The 23003-nt window shown below is 64.5% G+C and carries 23 protein-coding genes; 17 read left to right on the top strand and 6 right to left on the bottom strand.

The features are described 5' to 3' along the window. Positions 1–287: 287 nt before the first annotated feature. The 3 genes from ACYHH6_RS07460 (at position 288) to ACYHH6_RS07450 (ending at position 2776) form a co-directional block, all read left to right on the top strand. A complete protein-coding gene (locus tag ACYHH6_RS07460) occupies positions 288–788 on the top strand; it encodes an MmcB family DNA repair protein (protein ID WP_181056465.1) in 501 nt (166 codons plus the stop codon). Positions 789–961: 173 nt separating this feature from the next. After that, positions 962–1708 (top strand): SDR family NAD(P)-dependent oxidoreductase, encoded by a 747-nt coding sequence (locus tag ACYHH6_RS07455; RefSeq protein WP_352582200.1) that lies wholly within the window; start codon positions 962–964, stop codon positions 1706–1708. 42 nt (positions 1709–1750) lie between these two features. Beyond that, on the top strand, positions 1751–2776 hold the full coding sequence (locus ACYHH6_RS07450; protein WP_352582201.1) for an RNA polymerase subunit sigma-70: 1026 nt from the start codon (positions 1751–1753) through the stop codon (positions 2774–2776). Here the strand turns inward: ACYHH6_RS07450 and nhaA are convergent. From nhaA to ACYHH6_RS07425, 5 genes are all read right to left on the bottom strand, one after another. Next, positions 2773–3957: a Na+/H+ antiporter NhaA gene (gene nhaA / locus ACYHH6_RS07445; protein WP_352582203.1), complete on the bottom strand. Its 1185-nt coding sequence runs from the start codon at positions 3955–3957 to the stop codon at positions 2773–2775. The genes ACYHH6_RS07450 and nhaA overlap by 4 nt on opposite strands. Before the next feature lie 303 nt (positions 3958–4260). After that, positions 4261–4824 carry an ActR/PrrA/RegA family redox response regulator transcription factor gene (locus ACYHH6_RS07440; protein WP_112560594.1) on the bottom strand — a complete coding sequence of 188 codons (564 nt, stop codon included), beginning with the start codon at positions 4822–4824 and terminating at the stop codon, positions 4261–4263. A 143-nt stretch (positions 4825–4967) separates the two neighbouring features. Further along, the gene (locus ACYHH6_RS07435; protein ID WP_162712055.1) at positions 4968–6293 is read right to left on the bottom strand and encodes an ActS/PrrB/RegB family redox-sensitive histidine kinase; all 1326 of its coding nucleotides are present in this window, start codon (positions 6291–6293) and stop codon (positions 4968–4970) included. 32 nt (positions 6294–6325) lie between these two features. Then, positions 6326–8908 carry an ATP-dependent helicase HrpB gene (gene hrpB, locus ACYHH6_RS07430; protein ID WP_488500415.1) on the bottom strand — a complete coding sequence of 861 codons (2583 nt, stop codon included), beginning with the start codon at positions 8906–8908 and terminating at the stop codon, positions 6326–6328. A gap of 47 nt (positions 8909–8955) precedes the next feature. Beyond that, positions 8956–9846, bottom strand: coding sequence for a DMT family transporter (locus ACYHH6_RS07425; RefSeq protein ID WP_352582207.1), 891 nt, complete (start codon positions 9844–9846; stop codon positions 8956–8958). Between the two features lie 26 nt (positions 9847–9872). Between ACYHH6_RS07425 and ACYHH6_RS07420 the strand changes: the two genes are divergently transcribed. The 14 genes from ACYHH6_RS07420 to dhaK all read left to right on the top strand — a co-directional run bounded on the left by ACYHH6_RS07420 (position 9873) and on the right by dhaK (position 22585). After that, positions 9873–10571, top strand: coding sequence for a PIG-L deacetylase family protein (locus ACYHH6_RS07420; protein WP_352582209.1), 699 nt, complete (start codon positions 9873–9875; stop codon positions 10569–10571). A gap of 234 nt (positions 10572–10805) precedes the next feature. After that, the gene (locus ACYHH6_RS07415; RefSeq protein ID WP_352582211.1) at positions 10806–12137 is read left to right on the top strand and encodes an ABC transporter substrate-binding protein; all 1332 of its coding nucleotides are present in this window, start codon (positions 10806–10808) and stop codon (positions 12135–12137) included. A 117-nt stretch (positions 12138–12254) separates the two neighbouring features. Further along, positions 12255–13202, top strand: a complete 948-nt coding sequence (locus ACYHH6_RS07410) for a carbohydrate ABC transporter permease (RefSeq protein ID WP_031198535.1) — start codon at positions 12255–12257, stop codon at positions 13200–13202. Next, positions 13199–14149 (top strand): carbohydrate ABC transporter permease, encoded by a 951-nt coding sequence (locus ACYHH6_RS07405; RefSeq protein WP_112560588.1) that lies wholly within the window; start codon positions 13199–13201, stop codon positions 14147–14149. Before ACYHH6_RS07410 ends, ACYHH6_RS07405 begins: the two co-directional genes overlap by 4 nt. Further along, positions 14146–14352, top strand: a complete 207-nt coding sequence (locus ACYHH6_RS07400; RefSeq protein ID WP_352582213.1) for a hypothetical protein — start codon at positions 14146–14148, stop codon at positions 14350–14352. The genes ACYHH6_RS07405 and ACYHH6_RS07400 overlap by 4 nt, the downstream gene beginning before the upstream one ends. A gap of 2 nt (positions 14353–14354) precedes the next feature. Continuing rightward, positions 14355–15467: an ABC transporter ATP-binding protein gene (locus tag ACYHH6_RS07395; RefSeq protein WP_352582215.1), complete on the top strand. Its 1113-nt coding sequence runs from the start codon at positions 14355–14357 to the stop codon at positions 15465–15467. Further along, positions 15460–16473 carry an ABC transporter ATP-binding protein gene (locus tag ACYHH6_RS07390; RefSeq protein ID WP_352582217.1) on the top strand — a complete coding sequence of 338 codons (1014 nt, stop codon included), beginning with the start codon at positions 15460–15462 and terminating at the stop codon, positions 16471–16473. The genes ACYHH6_RS07395 and ACYHH6_RS07390 overlap by 8 nt, the downstream gene beginning before the upstream one ends. A 65-nt stretch (positions 16474–16538) precedes the next feature. Then, the gene (locus tag ACYHH6_RS07385; RefSeq protein WP_352582219.1) at positions 16539–18182 is read left to right on the top strand and encodes a dihydroxyacetone kinase subunit DhaK; all 1644 of its coding nucleotides are present in this window, start codon (positions 16539–16541) and stop codon (positions 18180–18182) included. Positions 18183–18252: 70 nt separating this feature from the next. Next, a complete protein-coding gene (dhaL, locus tag ACYHH6_RS07380; protein ID WP_352582222.1) occupies positions 18253–18855 on the top strand; it encodes a dihydroxyacetone kinase subunit DhaL in 603 nt (200 codons plus the stop codon). Next, complete coding sequence (dhaM, locus tag ACYHH6_RS07375; protein ID WP_006206912.1) at positions 18852–19241, top strand: dihydroxyacetone kinase phosphoryl donor subunit DhaM; 390 nt, start codon at positions 18852–18854, stop codon at positions 19239–19241. Before dhaL ends, dhaM begins: the two co-directional genes overlap by 4 nt. 21 nt (positions 19242–19262) lie before the next feature. Then, positions 19263–19565, top strand: a complete 303-nt coding sequence (locus ACYHH6_RS07370) for an HPr family phosphocarrier protein (RefSeq protein WP_192249570.1) — start codon at positions 19263–19265, stop codon at positions 19563–19565. Continuing rightward, complete coding sequence (ptsP, locus tag ACYHH6_RS07365) at positions 19549–21135, top strand: phosphoenolpyruvate--protein phosphotransferase (RefSeq protein WP_352582225.1); 1587 nt, start codon at positions 19549–19551, stop codon at positions 21133–21135. The genes ACYHH6_RS07370 and ptsP overlap by 17 nt, the downstream gene beginning before the upstream one ends. Positions 21136–21146: 11 nt before the next feature. Continuing rightward, positions 21147–21572, top strand: a complete 426-nt coding sequence (locus tag ACYHH6_RS07360; protein ID WP_112560582.1) for a hypothetical protein — start codon at positions 21147–21149, stop codon at positions 21570–21572. A 26-nt stretch (positions 21573–21598) separates the two neighbouring features. Then, positions 21599–22585: a dihydroxyacetone kinase subunit DhaK gene (gene dhaK / locus ACYHH6_RS07355; RefSeq protein WP_352582227.1), complete on the top strand. Its 987-nt coding sequence runs from the start codon at positions 21599–21601 to the stop codon at positions 22583–22585. Between the two features lie 50 nt (positions 22586–22635). Here dhaK and ACYHH6_RS07350 read toward each other — a convergent pair whose 3' ends face one another. Beyond that, entirely contained in the window at positions 22636–22740 is a 105-nt protein-coding gene (locus tag ACYHH6_RS07350) for a lasso RiPP family leader peptide-containing protein (protein WP_352582229.1), read from the bottom strand. Positions 22741–23003 lie beyond the last annotated feature (263 nt).

Below are 23003 nucleotides of genomic sequence, written 5' to 3'. Positions count from 1 at the left end.
TATTTATATATTTCAGTCTTTTGGATATAAGAAAAAATAGATGGCAAGCGGAGGAAAGGAGGTTCCTTCTATACGTCTATTTGGCGTTTCACATTGCCGTAATTATAGGGATTATTGTATCCTTTTTTGAGTTATATATTAAAGAGTGATAGCGGGGTGCCGAATCTACCCTGTGCCGGCCTGTCAGGATTATATTCCTATTTCACTTTGGGTTTGCCAACCAGATAATCGCAATCGCCCTCCAAAAACAGGTTCAAACCGTGAACAAAATCTGGCATGGTGCTGCCATGCCGATCATTTCGCCGATTCCCCTCAATCCCCTGATCGACGGCCGCCAGTCGGAACGCGCCATGCTGGTTCGGCGTGGCGTGCAGCGGCTGTTGATGCAGATGGGCATGCATGTGCTGCCTGAACTGTCGCTGGCCACAGGCCGGCGCGCCGATCTGGTGGCGCTGACCCGGCAGGGCGACATCTGGATCATCGAGATCAAATCCTCGATCGAGGATTTCCGCGTCGACCGCAAATGGCCGGATTACCGGCTGCATTCCGACCGCTTCTTCTTCGCCACCCATCCCGGCGTGCCGGCGGAGATTTTCCCCGAGGAATGCGGTTTCATCCTTTCCGACGGCTACGGCGCCGAGATCCTGCGCGATGCGCCGGAGCACCGCATGGCAGCGGCAACGCGCAAGGCGCTGATGCTGCGCATTGCAAGGGCGGGTGCAGCGCGGCTGCTGGCGGCGGAGCTTGCGGGCGTGGCGGTGCCGGCGCTGGAGGGGGAGAGCGAATAACAGTGCGCCGGGCCGACGGTGGCGCGTCCCGCTGGTGCCCCGACCATGGCTTCGCGCAGGCCCGCCGATCCATTGAGAGAATTTTTGACCTGCACCGATGATTTCCCATCACCTCGGCTGTCCTGATCAGTAGGCGCGTTGGATGATCCGGCGGCTGGAAAGAGAGGTGATCCATGCGATCGTTACAAGGTAAGAATGTCGTCGTCGTCGGAGGCAGCCGGGGTGTCGGCCGCTCAATCGTGGAGGCTGCGCTTGGCGAGGGCGCGACAGTGCTGGCCGTTGCCCGTGGCGCAGCGGCGCTGAAGGAGCTTTCCTGGGAGACATCAGGTTTGAAGACGCTTGCGGTCGACGCCACCGACGAGACCGCACCCGATGCGGTTTTCGCCGCGCTCGAGCCGGATGTGCTGGTGATCTGCGCCGGCGCCCTTGCTCCGTCCGCGCCCGTCCAGGATCAGAGCTGGGAGGACTTCTCGGTGAACTGGGAAGTGGACGTCAAGGCGTCGTTCCTGTTCTGCAAGGCCGCGCTCCAGGGCCGGCTGAAGCCAGGCAGCCGGGTTGTGCTGATCTCCAGTGGCGCAGCCTTGACCGGCGGACCGCCGTTTGCCGGCGGGTATGCAGGCGCAAAGCGGATGCAGATGTTCCTGGCCGGTCATTGCCAGAAGGAATCGGATCGGCTTGGGCTGGACCTGCGGTTTATGGCGCTCGCACCGGCTCGCATCATGCCAGGGACCGGCATAGGCGATGCCGGGCTCGATGGCTTTGCGGCCTATTTGGGCATCCGGCCTGCAGACGTCCTCGCGAGCATGACCGACATGCAGACGCCGGCCGATGTCGGCCGCGCGGTGGTCGCGCTCGCCACCGGCAAATTGGAAGGCAGCTCCTTCGCCGTCAGCGGCAGCGGACTTGCGGCAGCGGCGTGAGGCGCTCAGGATGCAAGGCGATTTCAGCACCGCAGGCTGCCTATGACGGATGCTCCTGGCCCTGTTGAGCCACTGGGCCGGCCGATCCTCGATCGACTGGCCTTCGAGCGTTTGACGGCGGCTCACCGCCGCGAGCTCAAACTCCATTGCTATCGGATGATGGGCTCGCTGCATGAGGCAGACGACCTTGTCCAGGACACGTTCCTGAGGGCGTGGCGCGGCAGGTCGCAATTCGACGGCCGGGGCTCGGTGCGCGGCTGGCTCTATACGATCGCGACCCACAGCTGCCTCAACGCCATCAAGGCGAGGTCGACGGCGCATCGCATTCTCCAGCAGCCCGGACGACCTGAGACCGACGGGCGGGCCACCGGCGGGCCTGCCGCCGAGTTCACCTGGCTGGAGCCGTATCCGGACACAGAGCTTCCGGACCTCGTTGACGACGAGCCCGGTCCGGAAGCGCGCTACGAAGCCCGTGAAGCGGTGCAGCTCGCCTTCGTGGCGGCGATCCAGCTTCTGCCGCCCAGGCAGCGGGCCATTCTGCTTCTGTGCGATGTGCTGGGATGGTCGGCTGTCGAGACGGCGCAATTGCTGGGCGGCTCGACCGCTTCGATCAACAGCGCCTTGCAGCGGGCCCGCGCAATGCTGGGCGAGCGATATCCTCAGGGGCGTCCGCAGCAGCGGTCACGGCCCAACCGGCAAGAGGCGCTGCTGCTCGAGCGCTACATGCAGGCCTGGCAGGCGGCCAAGCTCGATAGCCTCATCGAACTCTTGAAGGAGGACGCCACCTACCACATGCCACCATGGCGGGAATGGTACCGGGGACGCGAGGCGATCCATGCTTTCTTCGAGACCATCTGGGGCAATTTTTCGGGCTACCGCACGGTGGCCATCGGAGCCAACGCCCAACCGGCGGTCGGCGTCTACGCACGCAGCCATCAGGATCTATTATGGCGCCCGCATTCGCTGCATGTCATCGAAGCTGCGGACGGCAAAATCGCCTCGCTGACGATCTACGTGCCGCCGCTCGGACCCGAACTGTTCGCGGCTTTCGGCCTGCCGCCAGTCTAGTCTTCGTCAATCTCCCCCGCGGCCGGCGCCATCAGCAGCACGGCAGCGCCGAGCAGTGCGGCGATGAACGAGCCGGCCAGGATGCCGACCTTGACCGCGTCCTGCAGCGCCACGTCGTTGGCGAAGGCGAGCAGGCCGATGAACAGGCTCATGGTGAAGCCGATGCCGCAGAGCAGCGAAATGCCGATCATGTGCAGCCAGCCGGCATTGACCGGCAGGTCGGCGAAGCCGAGCCGGATCGCCAGCGCCGACGAGCCAAAGACGCCGACCAGTTTGCCCAGCACGAGGCCGGCGGCAACGCCGAGCGTCAGCGGCTCGACCAGGGCCGCGGCGCTGAGGCCGGCCAGCGACACGCCGGCATTGGCAAAGCCGAAGACCGGGATGACGATGAAGGGAACGATCTTGTGCAGGCTGTGCTCCAGCCGGTGCAGCGGCGAATGGTCGAGATCGTGGCCGCTGCCGGGAGACACTTTGAGCGGGATGGTGAGCGCCAGCGCGACGCCGGCCAGCGTCGCGTGCACGCCCGATTTCAGCACCAGCACCCACAAGATGGCGCCGAGCACGAGATAGGGCGTCAGCGTCGTCACCCGCATGCGGTTGAGCACGACGAGCACGGCGATGACGGCGAAGGCGGCGGCGAGATAGGCGAGCGACAGTCCGCTTGTGTAAAAGATGGCGATGATGATGACAGCGCCGAGATCGTCGATGATGGCGAGCGCGGTGAGAAAGATTTTCAGCGAGGCCGGCACGCGATTGCCGAGCAGCGACAGCACCCCGAGCGCAAAGGCGATGTCGGTGGCGGTCGGGATCGCCCAACCGGAGAGCGCGGCCGCATTGTTTCGGTTGATGGCGACATAGACCAGCGCCGGAACCAGCATGCCGCCGGCGGCGGCGACGCCCGGCAGCACACGGCGCGGCCAGGTCGAGAGCTGGCCGTCCAGCATCTCGCGCTTGATCTCGAGGCCGACCAGCAGGAAGAACACGGCCATCAGCCCGTCATTGATCCAGTGCGAGAGGCTGAGCGGACCGAGATAGGCGTGGAGTGCGGCGAAATAGGTTTCGGCCAGCGGCGAATTGGCCACGATCAGGGCCAGGGCGGCCGCCACCATGAGGATGATGCCGCCCGCCGCCTCGCCATCGAGGAATTCGCGAAGGATGGATTTCGGCCGCTCGTCGCGCATGTTTCCTCCGTTATCGGGTTTCCCGGTGGCGTTAGCGATGATGGGCAAAGGTCGATGGCAGGGCAAGCGCAACTGTTTCCAGCGTTGGCGCCGCCCCTCATTGTCCTGCCGGACATTTCTCCCCGTATAGCGACGGGGAGAAAGGGGCAGCTTCAGCTTAGACGTCGTTTCCTGCAACGCCGGCGATTGGTAAAACCAGCGATGAGAGGCCCCTCTCCCGTCTCTATACGGGGAGAGGATGCCGGCAGACAGGTGAGGGGCAGCGCTGAGGTTCGGCAATTGGCGGCCTGCGCCGCGTGAACCTCAGCGCGGCGCGCGCTTGGCCAGTATGCGCTGCAGCGTGCGGCGGTGCATGTTCAGCCTCCGCGCGGTTTCGGAGACGTTGCGATCGCACATTTCGTAGACGCGCTGGATGTGTTCCCAGCGCACGCGGTCGGCCGACATCGGGTTTTCGGGCGGGGCGGCGCGCTCGCCTGCGGTGCGGGTAAGTGCTGCAAACACATCGTCGGCATCGGCGGGCTTCGACAGATAGTCGATGGCGCCGAGCTTCACCGCCGTCACCGCGGTGGCGATGTTGCCATAGCCGGTGAGGATGACCGTGCGGGCGTCGTCGCGCTTCTCGCGGATGGCGGCGACGACGTCGAGCCCGTTGCCGTCGCCAAGCCGCATGTCGACCACCGCATAGGCCGGCGGATGCGCGCGCGCCTTGGCCACCGCCTCCTCGACGCTCTCGGCCGTTTCGACCACGAAACCCCTGGTTTCCATGGCGCGGGCCAGCCGCGTCAGGAACGGCTTGTCGTCGTCGACGATCAGCAGCGAGGTGTCCTCGCCTTCAACCATTGCGCCAATTGTTTCTTCGCCAGTCATCGTCTCAAAAAATCCTGCTGCCTTAATTTTACGCAGATATAGTTCCTGAACGCCATTGTCCAATTTTGCCGGTCGGAGCCAGTGCATGACCCCGAAAATCGTAATCGATTTTCGGAAAGGATCATGCGCCAAATCAAAATGCCTCAGGCGGTGTCGAACATCGAGGTTCCCACCGATTCCGGGTTGAGGAAGACGGTGCGCGGCCACGATATCTGCACGATGGCGCCCTCGCCCAGCCCGCTCGAATTGCGGAAATCGAGTGTGGCGCCGGAGCGTTCGAGCAAGGTTTTGGCGATGAAGAGCCCGAGACCCAGGCCACCGCCGGCTTCGTTGCCCTGGCGCGTCGACATGTAGGGCTCGCCGATGCGGTCGATGATTTCGGGCGGAAAGCCCGGCCCGTCGTCGATGATCGAGAAGGTGACGTCGAGCTCGTCCCAGCTCCAGCGAACGGTGACGGTGTTGCGGGCGAAGTCGACGGCGTTCTCGACCAGATTGCCGAGGCCATAGATGACGCCGGGATTGCGCCGTCCCACGGGCTCGGGGCCGATGCGCTCGCCCGGCCGCAGCTTGATCGAGATGCCGAAATCGCGGTGCGGCGCCGTCACCTCCTCGACCAGCGAGGTCAGTGGCAGACGCGACAGATGCGCCTCGCCTTCGGAGGACAGGCTGGTCAGGCGCTTCAGGATCTCGCGGCAGCGCTCGCTCTGCGACCGCAGCAGTTTGACGTCCTCGCCGTATTTTGGGTCGTCGCCCAGCGCCTTTTCCATCTCCTTGGAGACAAGGGCGATGGTGGCGAGCGGCGTGCCGAGCTCGTGCGCGGCCGCGGCAGCGAGGCCATCCAGCGCCGACAGATGCTGCTCGCGCTGCAGCACCAGTTCGGTGGCGGCAAGCGCATTGGCAAGCAGGCGAGCTTCCTCGGCGACGCGGAAGGCATAGATGGCGGTGAAGGCGATCGAGGAAAACACCGCCATCCAGATGCCGGCGACATAGATGAATGGCATGGGCAGCGGCGCGCCCTCGTACCAGGGCAGCGGCAGATGGAAGAACACCAGCAAGCTAGCCCCCACTATCACCAGCCCGCCAAGAATGGCGGTCAGCCGCAGTGGCAACGATGTCGCCGAGACGACGACAGGCACAGTCATCAGCAGCGAGAACGGATTGGTGAGGCCGCCGGTCATGTAGAGCAGGCCGGCAAGCTGCAGGCTGTCGAAGGTCAGGATGAAAAAGGCTGGGAACGGAGTCAGCCGGTGCGCCGCCGGGTAGCGGAAGGTCAGCACCAGGTTCAGCCAGGCCGAACAGGCGATCAGCGCGAAGCAGAGGCTGACCGGCAGCGGGAATTTCAGCCCATAGGCGACGACCAGGACGGTCAGGCTCTGGCCGACAATGGCCAGCCAGCGCAGCCGGATAAGCGTGTTGAGGCGCAGCCGCTGGCTTTGCTGGAAGTCGGGCGCATGCAGGATTTTGATCATGGCCAAGGATTATAGCCGGGAAAGCAGAAACGCTAGGTGCCGCGCGGTTTTGCCCGAGCGGTGGCAGCGGCGAGCAGCGGATTTTCCGGCCAGACATGGCGGGGGTAGCGGCCGCGCATGTCGGTGCGCACATCGGCCCAGGAGCCGCGCCAGAAACCGGGCAGGTCGCGCGTCGTCTGGATCGGCCGGTGGGCCGGCGACAGAAGTTCGAGCGTCAGCGGCACGGTGCCGCTGGCGATAGCGGGATGGCGGTCAAGGCCGAACAGCTCCTGCACGCGGATCGCCAGCACCGGCCATTCGCCGTCATAGCGGATCGGCACATGGCTGCCCGAAGGCGCATCGAAATGGGTCGGCGCCAGTGTGCCGATCTTGCGCTGCAATTCATGCGGCACCAGCGCCATCAGGCCTGAAGACAGCGTGCCCGGATCGATCGCGGCGAAGGACGCCTTGCCTGTGAGGAACGGCAGCAGCCAGTCGTCGAGGCGTTCGATGAGGGCCGCATCCGAAACATCCGGCCAGGGCGCACCGAGGCCGCGATGCAGCCAGCCAAGGCGCTGGCGCAGCGTCTCCCCCTCCTTGCCCCACTCCAGCAGAGAGAGCCCGTGTTCGCGCAACGCATCCAGGATGGCGCGGTCGGCGTCAGTGCCCGAAGGCGCCGGCAGCATGCGCTCGGACAAAGTGATGGCGCCGAGCCGGGCGGTCTCGCGCACGCGCACCGCTCGCCTCTCGCGGTCGAAGCTCACGTCGCGGCGGGTCTCGATCCGGTCTGAGAGTGCTGCGCGGATGTCGGCCTCGTCGACGGCGGCCGCTGCGGTGATGCGGGCATTCTGCGCCTTGCCTTGCAAATCAGCGACGACAAGCCAGCTTTCGCCCGCCAGTGGGTCGGCGGCATCCACCATGGCGCCGGAACCATTGGCGAGCACAAAGCGTCCGCGCTCGCCGCGCGCCTTGGCGACCCGGTCCGGCCAGGCATGGATGAGCAGCGCGCCGATACCCTCCCCCTTGCGGGGAGGGTCGGCGAGCGCGCCTTGCGCAGCAAGGCGCGGGAGACGGGGTGGGGTCGCCGGTGGCGTGCGCGACGATGGCGTGCCCGAACCGACCCCACCCCGATCCGCTGCGCGGATCGACCCTCCCCTCGAGGGGGAGGGTTTGGCCAGCCGCTCGGCCAATTGCCTTGCCGCCACGGCGCGCGGCGATTTTTCGCTGCGAAAGCGCATCAGTCGGCGTTCGAGGTCGGCGCCATCGCCGCCGAGACCGCGCTCGGTAAGCAGCACGGCCAGCATCGCCGCCTCCAGCGCGTGGCCGCTGTTAGCAGCTTCGGCGACCATGTGCGCCAACCGTACCGGCAGCGCCAGCTTGCGCATCGCGCCGCCCTGCTCCGTCAGCCGGCCGGCGTCATCAATGGCGTGCAGCGCACTGAGCAGCGCCCTCGCCTCGTTGAGCGCCGGCGTAGGGGGCGGATCGAGGAAGGACAGGCTCACCGGATCGGCGACGCCAAAGGCGGCGCAGTCGAGCAGCAGGCCGGACAGATCGGCTTCGAGTATCTCGGGCGGGGTGAAGGCGGGCAGTGCCGCCGTCTGCTCGGCCCGCCACAGCCGGATGGCGACACCTGGCTGCGTGCGCCCGGCGCGGCCGGCGCGCTGGTCGGCGGACGCCCTGGAAACCCGCACCGTCTCCAGCCGCGTCAGGCCGCTTGCCGGCTCGTAGCGCGGCAGCCGCGACAGGCCGGAATCGATGACGACGCGCACGCCGTCGATGGTGATCGAGGTCTCGGCGATCGACGTCGCCAGCACCACCTTGCGGCGGCCGGGCGGCGGCGGCTTGATGGCGGCGTCCTGCGCCCTGTTGTCGAGCTGGCCGTAGAGCGGCACGATGTCGGTGTCGGCGCTGAGGCGGTCCTGCAGCCGCTCGGCGGTGCGCTCGATCTCGCGCTGCCCGGGCAGGAAGGCGAGCACGCTGCCGCTCTCCTCGGCAAGCGCCGAACGGATTGCCTTGGCCATAGCATCTTCGACGGGAACGCCCGCCGGCCGCTCGTCGTACCGGATGTCGACGGGAAAGGCGCGGCCCGCACTTTCGATCACCGGCGCGCCGGATAGGAGTTTTGCCACGCGCGCGCCGTCGAGCGTCGCCGACATCACCAGCAGCCGCAAATCCGGCCGCAGCGCGCCTTGCACATCGAGCGCCAAAGCGAGGCCGAAATCGCCGTCGAGCGAACGCTCATGGAACTCGTCGAAAATCACTGCGGAGACGCCGGGCAACTCCGGATCGTCGAGGATCATGCGCGCCAGCACGCCTTCGGTGACGACCAGGATTTTTGTCCGGGCCGACGTGCGGTTTTCCATGCGCATGGCATAGCCGACTGTGGCGCCGGGTTCCTCGCCCAGCAATTCGGCCATGCGGCGGGCGGCTGCGCGGGCGGCGAGCCGGCGCGGTTCAAGCAGGACGATCTTGCCGGCGCCCAGCCAAGGCGCATCGAGCAGCACCAGCGGTACCAGCGTCGTCTTGCCGGCACCGGGCGGCGCCACCAGCACGGCGCTGTTGCCAGCGCCGAGCGCCTCGCTCAGCGCCGGCAGTACGGCGGACACCGGAAGCTCCGGCAAGGGTTTTGTCGTCATCGCGTCCGCATATCAGCGGTCACTATAGCCGTGCAACCGCCGCTCGCTCACAGTCTTGTCCGCGAAAGGGGGTTCCAGCGCACCGTACCTAACCGCACTTCCTCACGCACCATGGTCAGCAGGCCGGAAGCGCCAACGACGGCGAGCCCGATCAGGGACAGCCAGTCGGGATATTCCTGGAAGAACAGCGCGCCGAGGATCACTGCCCAGACGATCTGCGAATAATGTGTCGGCGCGATGCGGTTGGCGGGAGCGTATTTGACCGCAAGCAGTTGCAGGAACTGCCCGCAGGAGGTGAAGGCGCCCGATATTACAAACCATACCAGCTGCCTGGCATCCGGGAGCTTGAAAGAGGTGGCGGCGGCGGCGATTCCGTTGAAGACCAGGGCACAGCCGACCAGGACGCCGAGCATGGTCGTGCGCTTTTCCTGCTGGGCGAGCGAGCGCGTCAGGATGATGCTGGTGGCGGCAAGGAAAGCGACGCTGAAAGCGGCGAGGTGGCCGAGATGCAGCTCGCGAAAGCCCGGCTGCACCACCAGCATGACACCAGCAAAGCCGGCGACCACAGCCAGCCAGCGCCATGGGCCGACCTTCTCCTTGAGAATGACGGTAGAAAGGACGGTGACGCAGAGCGGCGCCAGGAAGATCAACGCATAGGCCTCGGCCAGCGGGATGGTGGTGAAGGCATAGACGCCGAGCACGCCCGACGCGATGCCGGCCCAAGTGCGGGCCTGCACCGCCCACGGCCGTTTGGTCCGCCAGAAGTCCCGCCAGCGCTCGCCTTTCGGCCGGGTGAAGAGCAGGAAGAAGCCGGAAAACAGCGTCACAAAGAAACCGATCTCGAAGACGGTGAACTGTCCGCCAAGGCTCTTGATAACGGCGTCGCTGCACGAATAGCTTGCATAGGCGATGAGGGCGAGCAGGATTCCGTTCGTCACGTTTTTCCATTTCCGGGGAGAGTGCGGTGAAGGTATTGGCGCTCGGCGCGCATCCGGACGACATCGAGATATTCATGTTCGGTACGCTGGCCGCCTATGCGGCGCAAGGCGCAGAACTCACTTTTGCCATAGCCACCGATGGCGCCAAGGGCGGCAAGGGCGACCCAAGCGTTTTGGCTCGTGTCCGGCGCGAGGAAGCGGCTGCCGCTGCGGCTTTGCTCGGCGCGACCCCGCGCTTCCTCGACTTTCCCGACGGCGGACTGGTGGCCGATGCGGCGCTGATCGGTTCGCTAAAAACGCTGATACGCGAGACCGGTGCAAATCTGGTGATCACCCATGCGCCCAACGATTATCACGCCGACCACCGCGCGCTGTCGGACGGCGTGCGCATCGCCGCCTCCTTCGCTGTACCGGTGCTGCATGCCGATACGATGGGCGGCACCGGATTTTCGCCGACGCACTATGTCGACATTTCCGCCTACCGCGACGTCAAAACGCAGGCGATCCGCGCGCACCGCTCGCAGATGCCGGAGCAATATATCGACAGGGCGCGCGTCCAGAATGAGTTTCGCGCCGGGCAATGCAACGGCGTCGCCGGTTCACTGGCCGAGGCCTTCCGCTTCGAGCCGACATTTCCGTTCGCCGATATACGCGCCCTGCTGCCCCCCGCTCCGCCCGTCCGGCCGGTGATGCCACAGACGAAAATTGTAAGCGACGCCGGCTAAGCAACTTCCGGGCGAACCCTCCGGCAATCATTTCCTAACGATTTCAATCCCCGTTTCGAGATGGTGCAACGCAGCAACGAATTCGCTTGCATTGTTTAGTAAAAATTGCATCACTAAACAAATTACTAAACATCTGCGGCGCACCGCGCCGCCATGTTTAGGCCCTCGGAGGAGCGAGGGTTGAGGGGCTCTTGAAACCGCCATCCGGGCGCGTTTCGCAAATGGGAGGAAGGCATGAAATCGAGCTTGAAACTGGCGTTGGGACTGACTTCGGCGATCACCGCGTCGACAGCCGTCTCGAACGTTGCGCACGCTGAAGACCTGACGCTGTGCTGGGCCGCCTGGGACCCGGCCAACGCACTTGTCGAACTGTCCAAGGACTTTACCAAGGAAACCGGCATCGGCATGAAATTCGAGTTCGTGCCGTGGACCAACTATGCCGACCGCTTCCTCAACGAGCTCAACTCGCACGGCAAGCTCTGCGACCTGATCATCGGCGACAGCCAGTGGATCGGCGGCTCGGCCGAAAACGGCCACTACGTCAAGCTGAACGACTTCTTCGACAAGGAGAAGATCAGCATGGACGACTTCGTGCCGGCAACCGTTGTCGGCTATTCCGAATGGCCGAAGAACACGCCGAACTACTGGGCGCTGCCGGCCATGGGCGACGTCGTCGGCTGGACCTACCGCAAGGACTGGTTCTCCAAGCCGGAACTGCAGAAGGAATTCAAGGAAAAGTATGGCTGGGATCTCGGCCCGCCGACCACCTTCGACCAGCTGAAGCAGGTCGCCGAGTTCTTCCAGAAGCGCGAGATCGACGGCAAGACCGTCTATGGCGCCTCAATCTACACCGAGCGCGGCTCCGAAGGCATTACCATGGGCGCCATGGACGTGCTCTACAGCTTCGGCTTCCAGTATGAAAACCCGAAGAAGCCCTACGAAATGGAAGGCTTCGTCAACTCCGAGAAATCGGTGAAGGGGCTGGAATTCTACAAGGCGCTCTATGATTGCTGCACCCCGCCCGGCGCGTCGAACAGCTACATGGGCGAAGGCGTCGACGCCTTCAAATCCGGCCAGGTGGCCATGCACATGAACTTCGCCTTCACCTGGCCTGGCCTGCAGAAGGACGAGAATGTCGGCGGCGACAAGATCGGCTACTTCGTCAACCCCAAGGGTCCGGACGGCGAGCAGTTCGCCCAGCTCGGCGGCCAGGGCATCTCGGTGGTGTCCTATTCCGACAAGCAGGAATCGGCGCTGAAATACATCAAGTGGTTCGCCAACAAGGACGTGCAGGCCAAGTGGTGGTCGCTCGGCGGCTACTCCTGCCTGAACGCGGTGGTCAAGGACCCGGCCTTCCCGTCCAGCCAGCCCTATGCGCAGACCTTCCTCGACTCGATGGCGATCGTGAAAGACTTCTGGGCCGAGCCCAGCTACGCACCGCTGCTGCAGGCGTCGCAGAAGCGCTTCCACGATTATGTCGTCGCTGGCCAGGGTTCGGCCAAGGATGCGCTTGACGGCCTAGTCAAGGACTGGACGCAGGTCTTCCAGGACGACGGCAAGATGTAACCCGGACCAACGGCTCCTCCCGAGCCAGACCGACGCGTCCCGTGCCACCCTTGGCACGGGACGCAGTTCAGATAAATTCCAGTGTCGAGACTTGAAGTGACCGAAGCAGGACTCACCATGCTCAATCGGACTGCGGAGAACGTTGCCCGGGCGACCCCGGAGCCGTTGGCCCGCAAGGTCCGGGGCATCAGCGACAAGGGCCTCGCCTGGCTGTTCATCTCGCCGACGATCCTTTTGCTGCTCGCCATCAACATCTTCCCGCTGTTCTGGGCGATCTATCTGTCCTTCACCAACTTCCGCGCCAACCGGCCGAACGAGGTGGTGAAGAACCTCGGCTTTGCCAATTACCAGCGCATCCTCGGCGACCAGGACATCTGGATCGCCATGCAGACGACGGCGCATTTCGTGTTCTGGACCATCCTGTTGCAGACGCTGATCGGCTTCACGCTGGCCTGGCTGATCGACCGCAAATTCCGCGGCCACGCCTTCTGGACGACCATCATCCTGGTGCCGATGATGCTGTCGCCGGCGGTGGTCGGCAATTTCTGGCGCTTCCTCTACGAGCCGCAGATCGGCCTGTTCGCCTACGCCATCTCGTTCGTCACCCGCATCCCGCCGACCGATATCCAGATGCTGTCCAACGTGTCGCTGGCGCCGTGGTCGATCATCATCGTCGACACCTGGATGTGGACGCCCTACGTGATGCTGATCTGCCTCGCCGGACTGCGCTCCATCCCCGAATACATCTATGAAGCGGCCGAGGTGGATCGCGCCTCCAACTGGCGGCAGTTCTGGTCAATCACGCTGCCGATGGCGCTGCCGTTCATCATGCTGGCGGTGCTTTTCCGCGGCATTGAAAACTTCAAGATGTTCGACATGGTCAATCTCTTGACCGGCGGCGGACCCGGCTCGACCACCGAGGTCGCCTCGATCACGCTGAAACGGCAGGCCTTCGAGAGCTGGCGCACCGGCTATTCCTCGGCCTTCGCCATCATCCTCTTCGTCGCCGTGTTCGGGCTGGCCAACATCTACGTCAAGGCGCTCAACAAGGTGAAGCAGAGATGAGCCTGACCACCGCCCACTCCGTTGTTGCCCCTTCGGGCACGGCAAAAGGCATCGCCGGCACGATTATCGTCGCCTACGCGCTGATCTCGATCGTTCCGCTACTGTGGATCTTCGCCACCAGCTTCAAGACACCGCCGGATTCGATCGCCTATCCGCCGAAGATCGTCTTCCAGCCGAGCATCGAAGGCTATTGCAACCTGTTTACGACAAGGACGCGGCAGACGCCGGAATACATCAACTCGCTGGGGCCGGCGACCGGCTTCTGCGACGAGACGGTGCGCAAGCGCAACATGGTGATTGCCGGCCCGTCCAACTTCCTGCCGCGCTTCGTCAACTCGCTGATCATCGCCTTCGGCTCGACCTTCTGCGCCGTCTTCCTCGGCACGCTGTCGGCCTACGGTTTCTCGCGCTTCAAGGTGCCGCTGGCCGATGACCTTTTGTTCTTCATCCTGTCGACGCGCTTCATGCCCCCGATTGCCGTCGCCATTCCGATCTACCTGATGTACCGCGAGCTCGGCCTCTCCGACACCGCGCTCGGCATGATCCTGCTCTACACCGCGGTCAACGTCTCGCTGGCGGTGTGGCTGCTGAAAGGCTTCATCGACGAGATCCCGCGCGAGTATGAGGAAGCCGCGATGATCGACGGCTATACGAGGCTGCAGGCCTTCTGGCGCACCGTGCTGCCGCAGGCCACCACCGGCATCGCCGCGACCGCGATCTTCTGCCTGATCTTCGCCTGGAACGAATATGCGTTCGCCGCACTCCTGACCTCGGGCACCGCACAGACCGCGCCGCCCTTCATCCCGACCATTATCGGTGAAGGCGGCCAGGACTGGCCGGCGGTGGCGGCAGGCACAACGATCTTCCTGGTGCCGATCCTCGTCTTCACCATCCTGCTTCGCAAACAATTGCTGCGCGGCATCACCTTCGGCGCGGTGCGCAAATGAGCCTAACCCAACCCACGAAACGCAAATCGCGCTGGCCGCGCTGGGCTCGGCGCGGCCTGCTGGAAAACATCGCGACCGCCATCATCGCCATCGGCTTCCTGATGTTGTTCCAGCCCTTCGCACTGTCGCTCTACACCTACTCCTTCATCACCATGCTCGCCGGCACGGTGATGTTCATCATCGTCTCGAAATTCCCGGAATAGTCATGGCCGAAATCCGCGTCCAGAACCTGAGAAAGGCCTTCGGCGATTTCGTCGCCGTGCAGGATTCCAGCTTTGTCGTCGAGGATGGCGAGTTCTTCGTCATGCTCGGGCCGTCGGGCTGCGGCAAGACGACGACGCTGCGCATGATCGCCGGGCTCGAACTGCCGACCGGTGGCCAGATCCTGCTCGGCGGCGAGGATGTGACCATGCGCCGGGCGCGCGAGCGCGACATCGCCTTCGTGTTCCAGCTGTTCGCGCTCTATCCGCATATGAATGTGCGCAAGAACATCGGCTTCCCGCTCTTGGCGCAAGGCATGCCATCGGCCGAGATCCGCCAACGCGTCGAAGAGACGGCGAAGCTGCTGCGCATCGACCATCTGCTCAACAAATCGGTCTCCGGTCTCGCCGGCGGCGACCGCCAGCGCGTGGCGCTCGGCCGCGCCATCGTGCGGCGGCCAAAATGCTTTTTGATGGATGAGCCGCTGGGAACGCTCGATACCGAATTCCGTGACCTGATGGTCCATGAGCTGCGCGAGCTGCACAACCGCATCCATGCCACCACCGTCTATGTCACCCACGACCAGATGGAAGCGATGTCGATGGCCGACAAGATCGCGGTCATGAACCACGGCGTCATCGAACAGTTCGGCAGCCCACGCGAAATCTACGACCGTCCGGCGACCATGTTCGTCGCCGACTTTATCGGCTCGCCGCCGATGAACTTTTTGGGCTTTGGCGGCGGACTGGCCAAGGGGGCGAAGGAAATCGTCGTTCAGGGCGCGAAGGTGGCGGTGCCGGAGGTGCGCGAGGACATCGCACCAGCCGACATGGCGCTTGGTATAAGGCCGGAACACATCCGCTTCGACGACGCCTCAAAGCTGCGTGGCGCGATCTACGGCACGGAATATCTCGGCACGACGCAGATCGTCGCGGTGGAAACGGCGGACGGCATCATCAAGGCGCGGGTGCCGGCCGAAATCCGGCTTGCTGCAGGCGACCATGTCGGCCTGACCTTAAACAGCGCGCGGCTGTCACTATTCGACAAGGGATCGGGCCGCGCCGTGCGCACCGCGATCCACGATACGGCCTCTCAGGGGAGAGCGCAGCATGGCTGACGTGCACATCAAAGGCGTGACGAAGACTTTCGGCGAGCACGCCGCCGTCAGCAATCTCGACCTCCAGATCAAGGATGGCGAGTTCGTCGTGCTGCTCGGGCCGACCGGCGCCGGCAAGACGACGACGCTGCGGTTGATCGCCGGGCTGGAGCGGCCGGACAGCGGCACAATCCATATTGGCGGGCACAATGCGACCATGCTGTCGCCGGCCGAGCGCGACACCGCCTTCGTGTTCCAGCAATATTCGCTCTATCCGCATCTGTCGGTCTACGACAACCTCGCCTTCCCGCTGCGCTCGCCGGCGCGGAAAATACCGGAGGACCAGATCCGCCGCCGCGTCGAAGAGGTGGCGAAAATGGTGCGCATCCACCACAAGCTCGCCAACCGCTCGACCAAACTGTCGGGCGGTGAAATGCAGCGCGTCGCGATCGGCCGCGCCCTGGTGCGCAAGCCGTCGATCTATCTGATGGATGAGCCGCTGTCGTCGCTGGACGCCAAATTGCGCGCCGATCTCAGGCTCGAGTTGAAACGCATCCAGGCCGAACTCGGCGCCACCATGCTCTATGTCACCCACGACCAGATCGAGGCGATGACCATGGCCGACCGCATCGGCATTCTCGCCGATGGCGTGCTGGTGCAGATCGGCACGCCGCGCACGATCTATTCCGAGCCGGCAAATCTTCATGTCGCAGCACGGCTCGGCCAGCCGGCGATCAATCTTCTGCCCGCCGGGCTGCTGCCTGATGGCGGCGCTCCGACCGGCACCAAGACGATCGGCGCACGCACCGAGCATCTGTCGATCGAGAAGGCCGCGAACGGCCACGCCGACGGCGTAGTCGACTGGGTCGAGCATCTCGGCGACCAGAACCATCTGCATGTGACGGTCGGCCCGAAGAAGCTGGTGACGCTGACCGACCCCGATACGGATCTGGCGCAAGGCGACCAAGTGGTGATCCGCTACCGGTCGCCGCTCTATTTCGGCGCCGACGGGCAAAGACTGATGTGAGGTTTTCGGTGTCTCGCCAAAAGGTACGGCACCGGCTTCTGATTGACGAATACAGGACGAATTCGATGAAGCACTTTTTCAACCGCAGGGAAACGATCGTCACCGAGGCGCTGGACGGTCTGTTGCGGACCATCGGTTCGGGCGCTCTCGCGCGCCTCGACGGCTATCCCGAAATCAAGGTCGTGTTGCGCGCCGACTGGGACAAGACCAGGGTCGCCGTTGTCTCCGGTGGCGGCGCCGGGCACGAGCCTTCGCATGCCGGCTTTGTCGGCAAGGGTATGCTGACGGCGGCGGTCTCGGGCGAGATTTTTGCCTCGCCGAGCGTCGAGGCGGTGTTGGCGGCGATCCGCGCGGTGACCGGACCGGCCGGCTGCCTGCTGATCGTCAAGAACTACACCGGCGACCGGCTCAATTTCGGCCTGGCGGCCGAGAAGGCACGCGCCCAAGGGTTTCGCGTCGAGATGGCGATCGTCGCCGACGACATCGCTTTGCCAGATATCAACCAGCCGCGCGGCGTTGCCGGCACCTTGTTCGTGCACAAGATATCAGGCCATCTGTCGGAGACGGGAAGCGATCTGACAGCGATCGCAACGGCGGCGCGCACGGCGGCGAAGGATATCATCTCGCTCGGCATGTCGCTGTCGTCCTGCTCGATCCCCGGCCAGCCGCATGAAGAGCGGTTTGGCGAAAATGATGGCGAACTCGGCCTCGGCATCCATGGCGAGCCGGGCGTCGAGCGCATCGCGGTGCAAAGCGCCGACAAGCTCGTCGCGATCATGGCGGAGCGCCTCGCCGCACGGCTCGACCCGAAAGCCAGCCATGCGCTGCTGATCAACAATCTCGGCTCGGTGCCGCCGCTGGAAATGTCGCTGGTCGCCAATGCGGTGCTGGCCTCGCCGCTGGCCAAGACCGTGAAGCTTGCCATCGGCCCGGGCCCACTGATGACGGCGCTCAACATGAACGGCTTCTCGCTGTCGCTGATCAAGCTTGATGCCGCGCGCGAGGCGGCCTTGCTGGCGCCGGTCGGGCCACATGCCTGGATGCCGGCAAAGGCCGTTGCCGCGCCGGCCGTCGTTCCCATGGCGAAGGCATCCGGACAAAGCGCGGCGCGCAAGCCCAGCGAGGATGCGCGCACCAGGCGGCTTGTCGTCACGGTCTGCGAGCGGCTGATTGCACTCGAAGAGGCCTTGAACGGGCTGGACGCCAAGGCGGGCGACGGCGATACCGGCTCGACGGTGGCGACCGGCGCGCGCAGCGTGCTGGAAAAGCTCGACACGCTGCCGCTTGCCGACCCGGCCGCCACGCTGGCGGCGGTAGGCGATCTTCTGGGCGTTGCCATGGGCGGCTCCAGCGGCGTGCTGCTGTCGATCTTCTTCACCGCGGCGGCGCAGGCTTCGAATACCGGTGCGACCCTTTCCAAGGCGCTGCTTGCCGGGCTTGACCGCATGACCTTCTACGGCGGTGCCAAGGTCGGCGACCGCACCATGGTCGATGCCCTGGAACCGGCGCTGAAAGCGCTCGACGCCAAGGGCCTGGATGCTGCCGCTACAGCAGCCCGGCACGGTGCCGAAGCGACAGCGGCTATGGAGAAGGCGAAGGCCGGACGGTCCGCCTATGTCGGCACGAAATTGCAAGGCGTGGTCGACCCCGGCGCGCACGCCGTGGCCGAAGTGTTTGCGGCCGCCGCCGCGTTGCATGCAACGGCCTGATGGCATGCTTCAGTTGTCGAATGAAAGTTCTTTCGATACTGCCGGCAGGACCGAAACCGGGAATTTGGACATGGCGGCGTTGGACCTTGCCGGGCTGATCACGGTCGCAGCGGACACGATTGCCGCTCACGCGGAAGAGCTGACCGCGCTAGACCAGGCGATCGGCGACGGCGACCACGGGCTGAACATGAAGCGTGGCTTCGAGGCCGTGCGAGCCGAGGCAGAGGCGTTTTCGACCAAACCGCTGCCCGAAGCCCTGAAGGCGATCGGCACCAAGCTGGTGATGACGGTGGGCGGCGCATCCGGGCCGTTGTTCGGCACGCTGTTCCTGGCGCTGGGCAAGGAGATCTCGGCTGCGCCCGATCGCGCCAACCTGACGGCTGCCTTCGACAAGGCGATCGAAGCCGTCGCGGCGCGTGGCAAATCTCAGGTCGGACAGAAGACCATGCTCGACGTGCTGCAGCCGGTGCACGACGCGCTTGCGGATGGAAAGACAGGTTCTGAGATCGCTGATATCGCTGACCGGGCGGCCGAGGCGACCATTCCGATGAAGGCTTTGCGCGGCCGCGCCTCGTTCCTCGGCGACCGTTCTGTCGGTCACATGGATGCCGGCGGACGCTCGGTCGCGTTGCTGGTGCGGGCGATCGGCGAAGCGCTGGAAGGTCAGCCATGAGCAATGTCGGCATCGTCATCGTCTCGCATTCGCCGCTGGTCGCCGAAGGCACGGCCGACATGGTGCGCCAGATGGTGGGCGACGAAGTGCCGCTTGCATGGTGCGGCGGAAACGGTCATGGCGGGCTCGGCACCAGTGTCGAGGCAATCATGGGCGCCATCGAAAAGGCGTGGTCGGAGGCCGGCGTCGCCATCCTCGTCGATCTCGGCGGCGCCGAGACCAACTCGGAGATGGCGGTGGAAATGATCGGCGAGCCGCGGGCGCAGAAGATCATCGTCTGCAACGCGCCGATCGTCGAAGGTGCGGTGATGGCGGCGACCGAGGCGTCCGGTGGCGCCTCGCTGAAGGAAGTGGTGGCGACGGCGCATGAATTGTCGCCGTCGTGAATGAACGGGAATTTTGAGCGCATGTCCGCATTTGCCGAGGCAACCGTCCTGATCACCCACGAGGTGGGTCTGCATGCGCGCCCTTCGGTGAAGTTCACCAAGCTCGCCAAGAGTTTTGCCGCCGAGGTGGAAATAGCACTCGCCGCCAACGGTCCGTGGTTCGACGCCAAGAGCATCGTCAAGGTGATGGCAACCAGGGCGCCGAAAGGCACCATGCTGCATATAAGGGCCAGCGGCGAGGCCGCTGCTGAGGCGGTCGGCGCGTTGGCTGAACTGGTGCGGCGCGATTTCGACGAGGGCGCGGGCCATGCCCGAACCGCTTAGGCTGCAAGGTATTTCGGCCTCGGCCGGCTATGCCGAGGGGCCGCTGTTCAACCTCGACCACGGCCCGGCGCGCTACACGGGCAAGGCGACAGCCGGCGAGGAAAAGGCTGCTCTGGAAGCAGCACTCGCCAGCGCGACGGACCGGCTTGCGACCCTGATCGAAACCGCCGATGAAGAGGCCGCCGGCATTCTCGAGTTTCAGCTTGCCATGCTGGAGGACGAGGCGCTGACCGGGCCGGCCTTCGCCGCGATCCCGTCTGGCACGCCGGCTGACCTAGCCTGGCGGCAGGCGTTGGACGCTGAGATCGCCGGCTATGAAACGTCAGACCAGGACTATTTCCGGGCGCGCGCTGCCGACATGCGCGATATCCGCGACCGCGTGCTGCGCGCGCTGACTGAGGAGCAGGAGAGCGCTGCGCCAGCGGGCGCCATTCTCTATGGCGAGGACATTGCGCCGACGCGCTTTCTCGAGACCGACTGGAGCGCCGGTGGCGGCATCGCGCTAAGGGCCGGCAGCACCGCCAGTCATGTTGCGATGCTCGCGCGTTCACGCGGTGTGCCGATGGTGGTGGGGCTTGGCTCTTCGCCGGCTAATCCCGATGGCCTGGCCCTGCTCGATGCCGAACATGGCGGCATTGTATTGGCGCCCTCAAGGGCCGAGATCGAAACCTTTCGCCGTTCGTCGTCTTCGTTTGCGGCACGCCGCGGCAAGGCCGAAGCGTATCTGGCGAGGCCGGCGGTGACCAAAGCCGGCACTACAGTGCGCGTGCAGGTCAACATCGCCGATCCCTCAGAGGTCGACAGCATCGACATCGCAACCTGCGACGGCATCGGGCTGATGCGCACCGAATTCCTGTTCGGCAAGGCGCCGCCGGACGAGGAGACGCAATACAGCTGCTATCGCAAAGTGCTGGAATGGGCCGGCGACAAGCCGGTGACCATCCGCACCGTCGACGCCGGCGGCGACAAACCGGTGCCGGGCTTCACCGTCGAGGAGGGCAACCCGTTCCTCGGCCTGCGCGGCATCAGGCTGTCACTGGCAAGGCCGGACGTGTTTCGTGTCCAAATTCGGGCGTTGCTGCGCGCCGCCGTGCACGGCAGTCTGAAGGTGATGTTTCCAATGATTGCCGTTAGCGAAGAATACCAACGTGCCGCCGCTCTGTTCGCGGAAGAGCAAGCTGGGCTCGTCGCGCGCGGCGTCGCGCAAAAAATGCCGCCGCTCGGCATCATGGTCGAGGTGCCGTCGGTGGCGATCGCGCCGGAGGCGTTTGCCGATGTCGCCTTCTTCTCGATCGGCTCCAACGATCTGACCCAGTATGTGATGGCGGCAGCCCGCGACAACGCTGCGGTGGCACACCTCAATTCGGTCCGCCATCCGGCCGTATTGCGGCTGATTGCTGAAGTCGCCGCTTTCGGCTTGCGCGCAAAGATCCCGGTCAGCCTGTGCGGCGATGCCGGCGGCGACCCCGCAGCGATACCGGCCCTGATTGAGGCCGGGCTGCGCGATCTTTCCGTCGCTCCTGCACAACTTGCCATGGCCAAGGCGACTATAGCAGATGTTGCGATCTAGGCGTGGCTGAGATGGTCGACAAGACACCAGAACCCGGCTCCGACGAGGCGATCCGCGCCTATAAGACGATCCTGTCGCAGGTCATCGACCAGCGCCCGTCGGGCATGCGCCAGCGCCTTGCCGATGCGCTGGGCAAGCACCGCAGCTTCGTGACGCAAATCTCCAGCCCAGCCTATTCGATCCCGATCCCATCGAAACATTTGCCGGCTATTTTTTCTGTCTGCCATTTCAGCCCGGCCGAGCGCGATCATTTTCTCGCCGCCTATCATCTGGCGCATCCCGGCAAGATGTCGATCGCCGCAGGCATGCGCAAGACGCGGCATGTCTCGCTGATCGTGCCGGATTTCGGCGACGACAGGCAGAATGCGGCGCTCGACAGGGCGGTCAATGATTTCATCCAGAAGATCACCAGCATCACCGGTAAAAGCGGGGGCTGAGCGTTTCCTGGTGTTCGGGAGGACACATGAAGAAATTTCTGAATTCAGTCGCCACGGTGCTGACCGAAAGCCTCGACGGCTTGGTTGCTGCCCATGCCGACATCCTGGTGCTGGGTGACGAGCACAAATTCGTCCACCGCAAGGTGCTGAAGCCAGGGAAAGTAGCACTGATCTCGGGCGGCGGCTCCGGCCATGAGCCGCTGCATGCCGGCTTTGTCGGTCACGGCATGCTGGACGCCGCCTGCCCCGGCCAGGTGTTCACCTCGCCGACGCCGGACCAGATGCTGGCGGCCGCCGCGGCCGTCGATACCGGCGCCGGCTGCCTGTTCATCGTCAAGAACTATGAAGGCGACGTGATGAATTTCGACATGGCCGCCGAGATGGCCGACGGCGTCCTGCAGGTGGTGACGAATGACGACGTCGCGGTCGAAAACTCGTCCTATACGACCGGCCGGCGCGGCGTTGCCGGCACGCTGGTGGTCGAAAAGATCATCGGCGCCGCCGCCGAGCAAGGCATGGCGCTGGCGGATCTCAAGGCGCTCGGCGACCGCGTCAACGCTGCGACGCGTTCAATGGGCGTGGCGCTGACCAGCTGCACCGTGCCGGCGGCGGGCAAGCCGACCTTCGACATTGGCGATGGCGAGATGGAATTCGGCGTCGGCATCCATGGCGAGCCCGGCCGGCGTCGCGACACGTTGAAGAGCGCCGATGCGATCGCCGGGGAGATTTGCGCCGCGATCCTGGGCGATCTCAGCGACGAGGCGAATGGCCCCGCCCTGCTGTTCATCAACGGCTTTGGCGGTACGCCGCTGATGGAGCTTTATCTGATGTACAACAGCGCCCGCAAAATCTTCGAAAACAGCGGCGTGACAGTGACCCGCTCGCTGGTTGGGTCCTATGTGACGTCGCTCGACATGGCTGGCTGCTCGATCACGCTTACCATGCTGGACGGCGAAACGACGGGTTTGTGGGACGCGCCGGTGCACACCGCGGCGCTGCGCTGGGGAATGTAGCGGAGAGGCTTTGCCCGATATTCCGATCAGGCAGCGTTATGAACCGGCCGTCAGCCCGCCGGACCGGTCGGGCCGGACGCACCGTTACCCGCGGTCACGCTTGACAGCTTACCCGCCTTGCGCAGCACCGGCGTCTCATATTGCTTCTTGGTCATTTCATTCCCCCTTTGTCGGCAAGTCCAGTGGTGGCCCCGACAAGGACACCGGCATCTGGCCTTAGCCAAGCCGAAGTCTCAGAAGTCTTAAAGCGCCTTTGACGCCCCGCCGGCCACCAGACTGGACAATTTTCCCGCCTTGCGCAGCACAGGCGCCTCATACTTTTTCTTGGTCATTCCAATACCCTCCAGATTCCAATGCAAAAGAATGGACGGAAACCTCGGAAAGTCAATTCATGAGCCGGTTCTGCCACCATGCGCTG

Source organism: Mesorhizobium sp. P171375 (assembly GCF_057786075.1).
Note: the sequence above shows the minus strand (reverse complement) of the source record. Positions and strands in the feature narration are given on the sequence as shown.

Excerpts from the sequence above, each read along its gene's own strand:
- hrpB (WP_488500415.1), bottom strand. The coding sequence starts at position 8,908 with ATGACGACAAAACCCTTGCCGGAGCTTCCGGTGTCCGCCGTACTGCCG.
- ACYHH6_RS07385 (WP_352582219.1), top strand. The coding sequence starts at position 16,539 with ATGAAGCACTTTTTCAACCGCAGGGAAACGATCGTCACCGAGGCGCTG.
- ACYHH6_RS07415 (WP_352582211.1), top strand. The coding sequence starts at position 10,806 with ATGAAATCGAGCTTGAAACTGGCGTTGGGACTGACTTCGGCGATCACC.
- ACYHH6_RS07435 (WP_162712055.1), bottom strand. The coding sequence starts at position 6,293 with ATGATCAAAATCCTGCATGCGCCCGACTTCCAGCAAAGCCAGCGGCTG.
- ACYHH6_RS07455 (WP_352582200.1), top strand. The coding sequence starts at position 962 with ATGCGATCGTTACAAGGTAAGAATGTCGTCGTCGTCGGAGGCAGCCGG.
- ACYHH6_RS07405 (WP_112560588.1), top strand. The coding sequence starts at position 13,199 with ATGAGCCTGACCACCGCCCACTCCGTTGTTGCCCCTTCGGGCACGGCA.
- ACYHH6_RS07350 (WP_352582229.1), bottom strand. The coding sequence starts at position 22,740 with ATGACCAAGAAGCAATATGAGACGCCGGTGCTGCGCAAGGCGGGTAAG.
- ACYHH6_RS07370 (WP_192249570.1), top strand. The coding sequence starts at position 19,263 with ATGTCCGCATTTGCCGAGGCAACCGTCCTGATCACCCACGAGGTGGGT.
- dhaK (WP_352582227.1), top strand. The coding sequence starts at position 21,599 with ATGAAGAAATTTCTGAATTCAGTCGCCACGGTGCTGACCGAAAGCCTC.
- ACYHH6_RS07450 (WP_352582201.1), top strand. The coding sequence starts at position 1,751 with ATGACGGATGCTCCTGGCCCTGTTGAGCCACTGGGCCGGCCGATCCTC.
- dhaM (WP_006206912.1), top strand. The coding sequence starts at position 18,852 with ATGAGCAATGTCGGCATCGTCATCGTCTCGCATTCGCCGCTGGTCGCC.
- ACYHH6_RS07400 (WP_352582213.1), top strand. The coding sequence starts at position 14,146 with ATGAGCCTAACCCAACCCACGAAACGCAAATCGCGCTGGCCGCGCTGG.
- ACYHH6_RS07410 (WP_031198535.1), top strand. The coding sequence starts at position 12,255 with ATGCTCAATCGGACTGCGGAGAACGTTGCCCGGGCGACCCCGGAGCCG.
- dhaL (WP_352582222.1), top strand. The coding sequence starts at position 18,253 with ATGGCGGCGTTGGACCTTGCCGGGCTGATCACGGTCGCAGCGGACACG.
- ACYHH6_RS07360 (WP_112560582.1), top strand. The coding sequence starts at position 21,147 with ATGGTCGACAAGACACCAGAACCCGGCTCCGACGAGGCGATCCGCGCC.
- ptsP (WP_352582225.1), top strand. The coding sequence starts at position 19,549 with ATGCCCGAACCGCTTAGGCTGCAAGGTATTTCGGCCTCGGCCGGCTAT.
- nhaA (WP_352582203.1), bottom strand. The coding sequence starts at position 3,957 with ATGCGCGACGAGCGGCCGAAATCCATCCTTCGCGAATTCCTCGATGGC.
- ACYHH6_RS07390 (WP_352582217.1), top strand. The coding sequence starts at position 15,460 with ATGGCTGACGTGCACATCAAAGGCGTGACGAAGACTTTCGGCGAGCAC.
- ACYHH6_RS07440 (WP_112560594.1), bottom strand. The coding sequence starts at position 4,824 with ATGACTGGCGAAGAAACAATTGGCGCAATGGTTGAAGGCGAGGACACC.
- ACYHH6_RS07460 (WP_181056465.1), top strand. The coding sequence starts at position 288 with ATGCCGATCATTTCGCCGATTCCCCTCAATCCCCTGATCGACGGCCGC.
- ACYHH6_RS07395 (WP_352582215.1), top strand. The coding sequence starts at position 14,355 with ATGGCCGAAATCCGCGTCCAGAACCTGAGAAAGGCCTTCGGCGATTTC.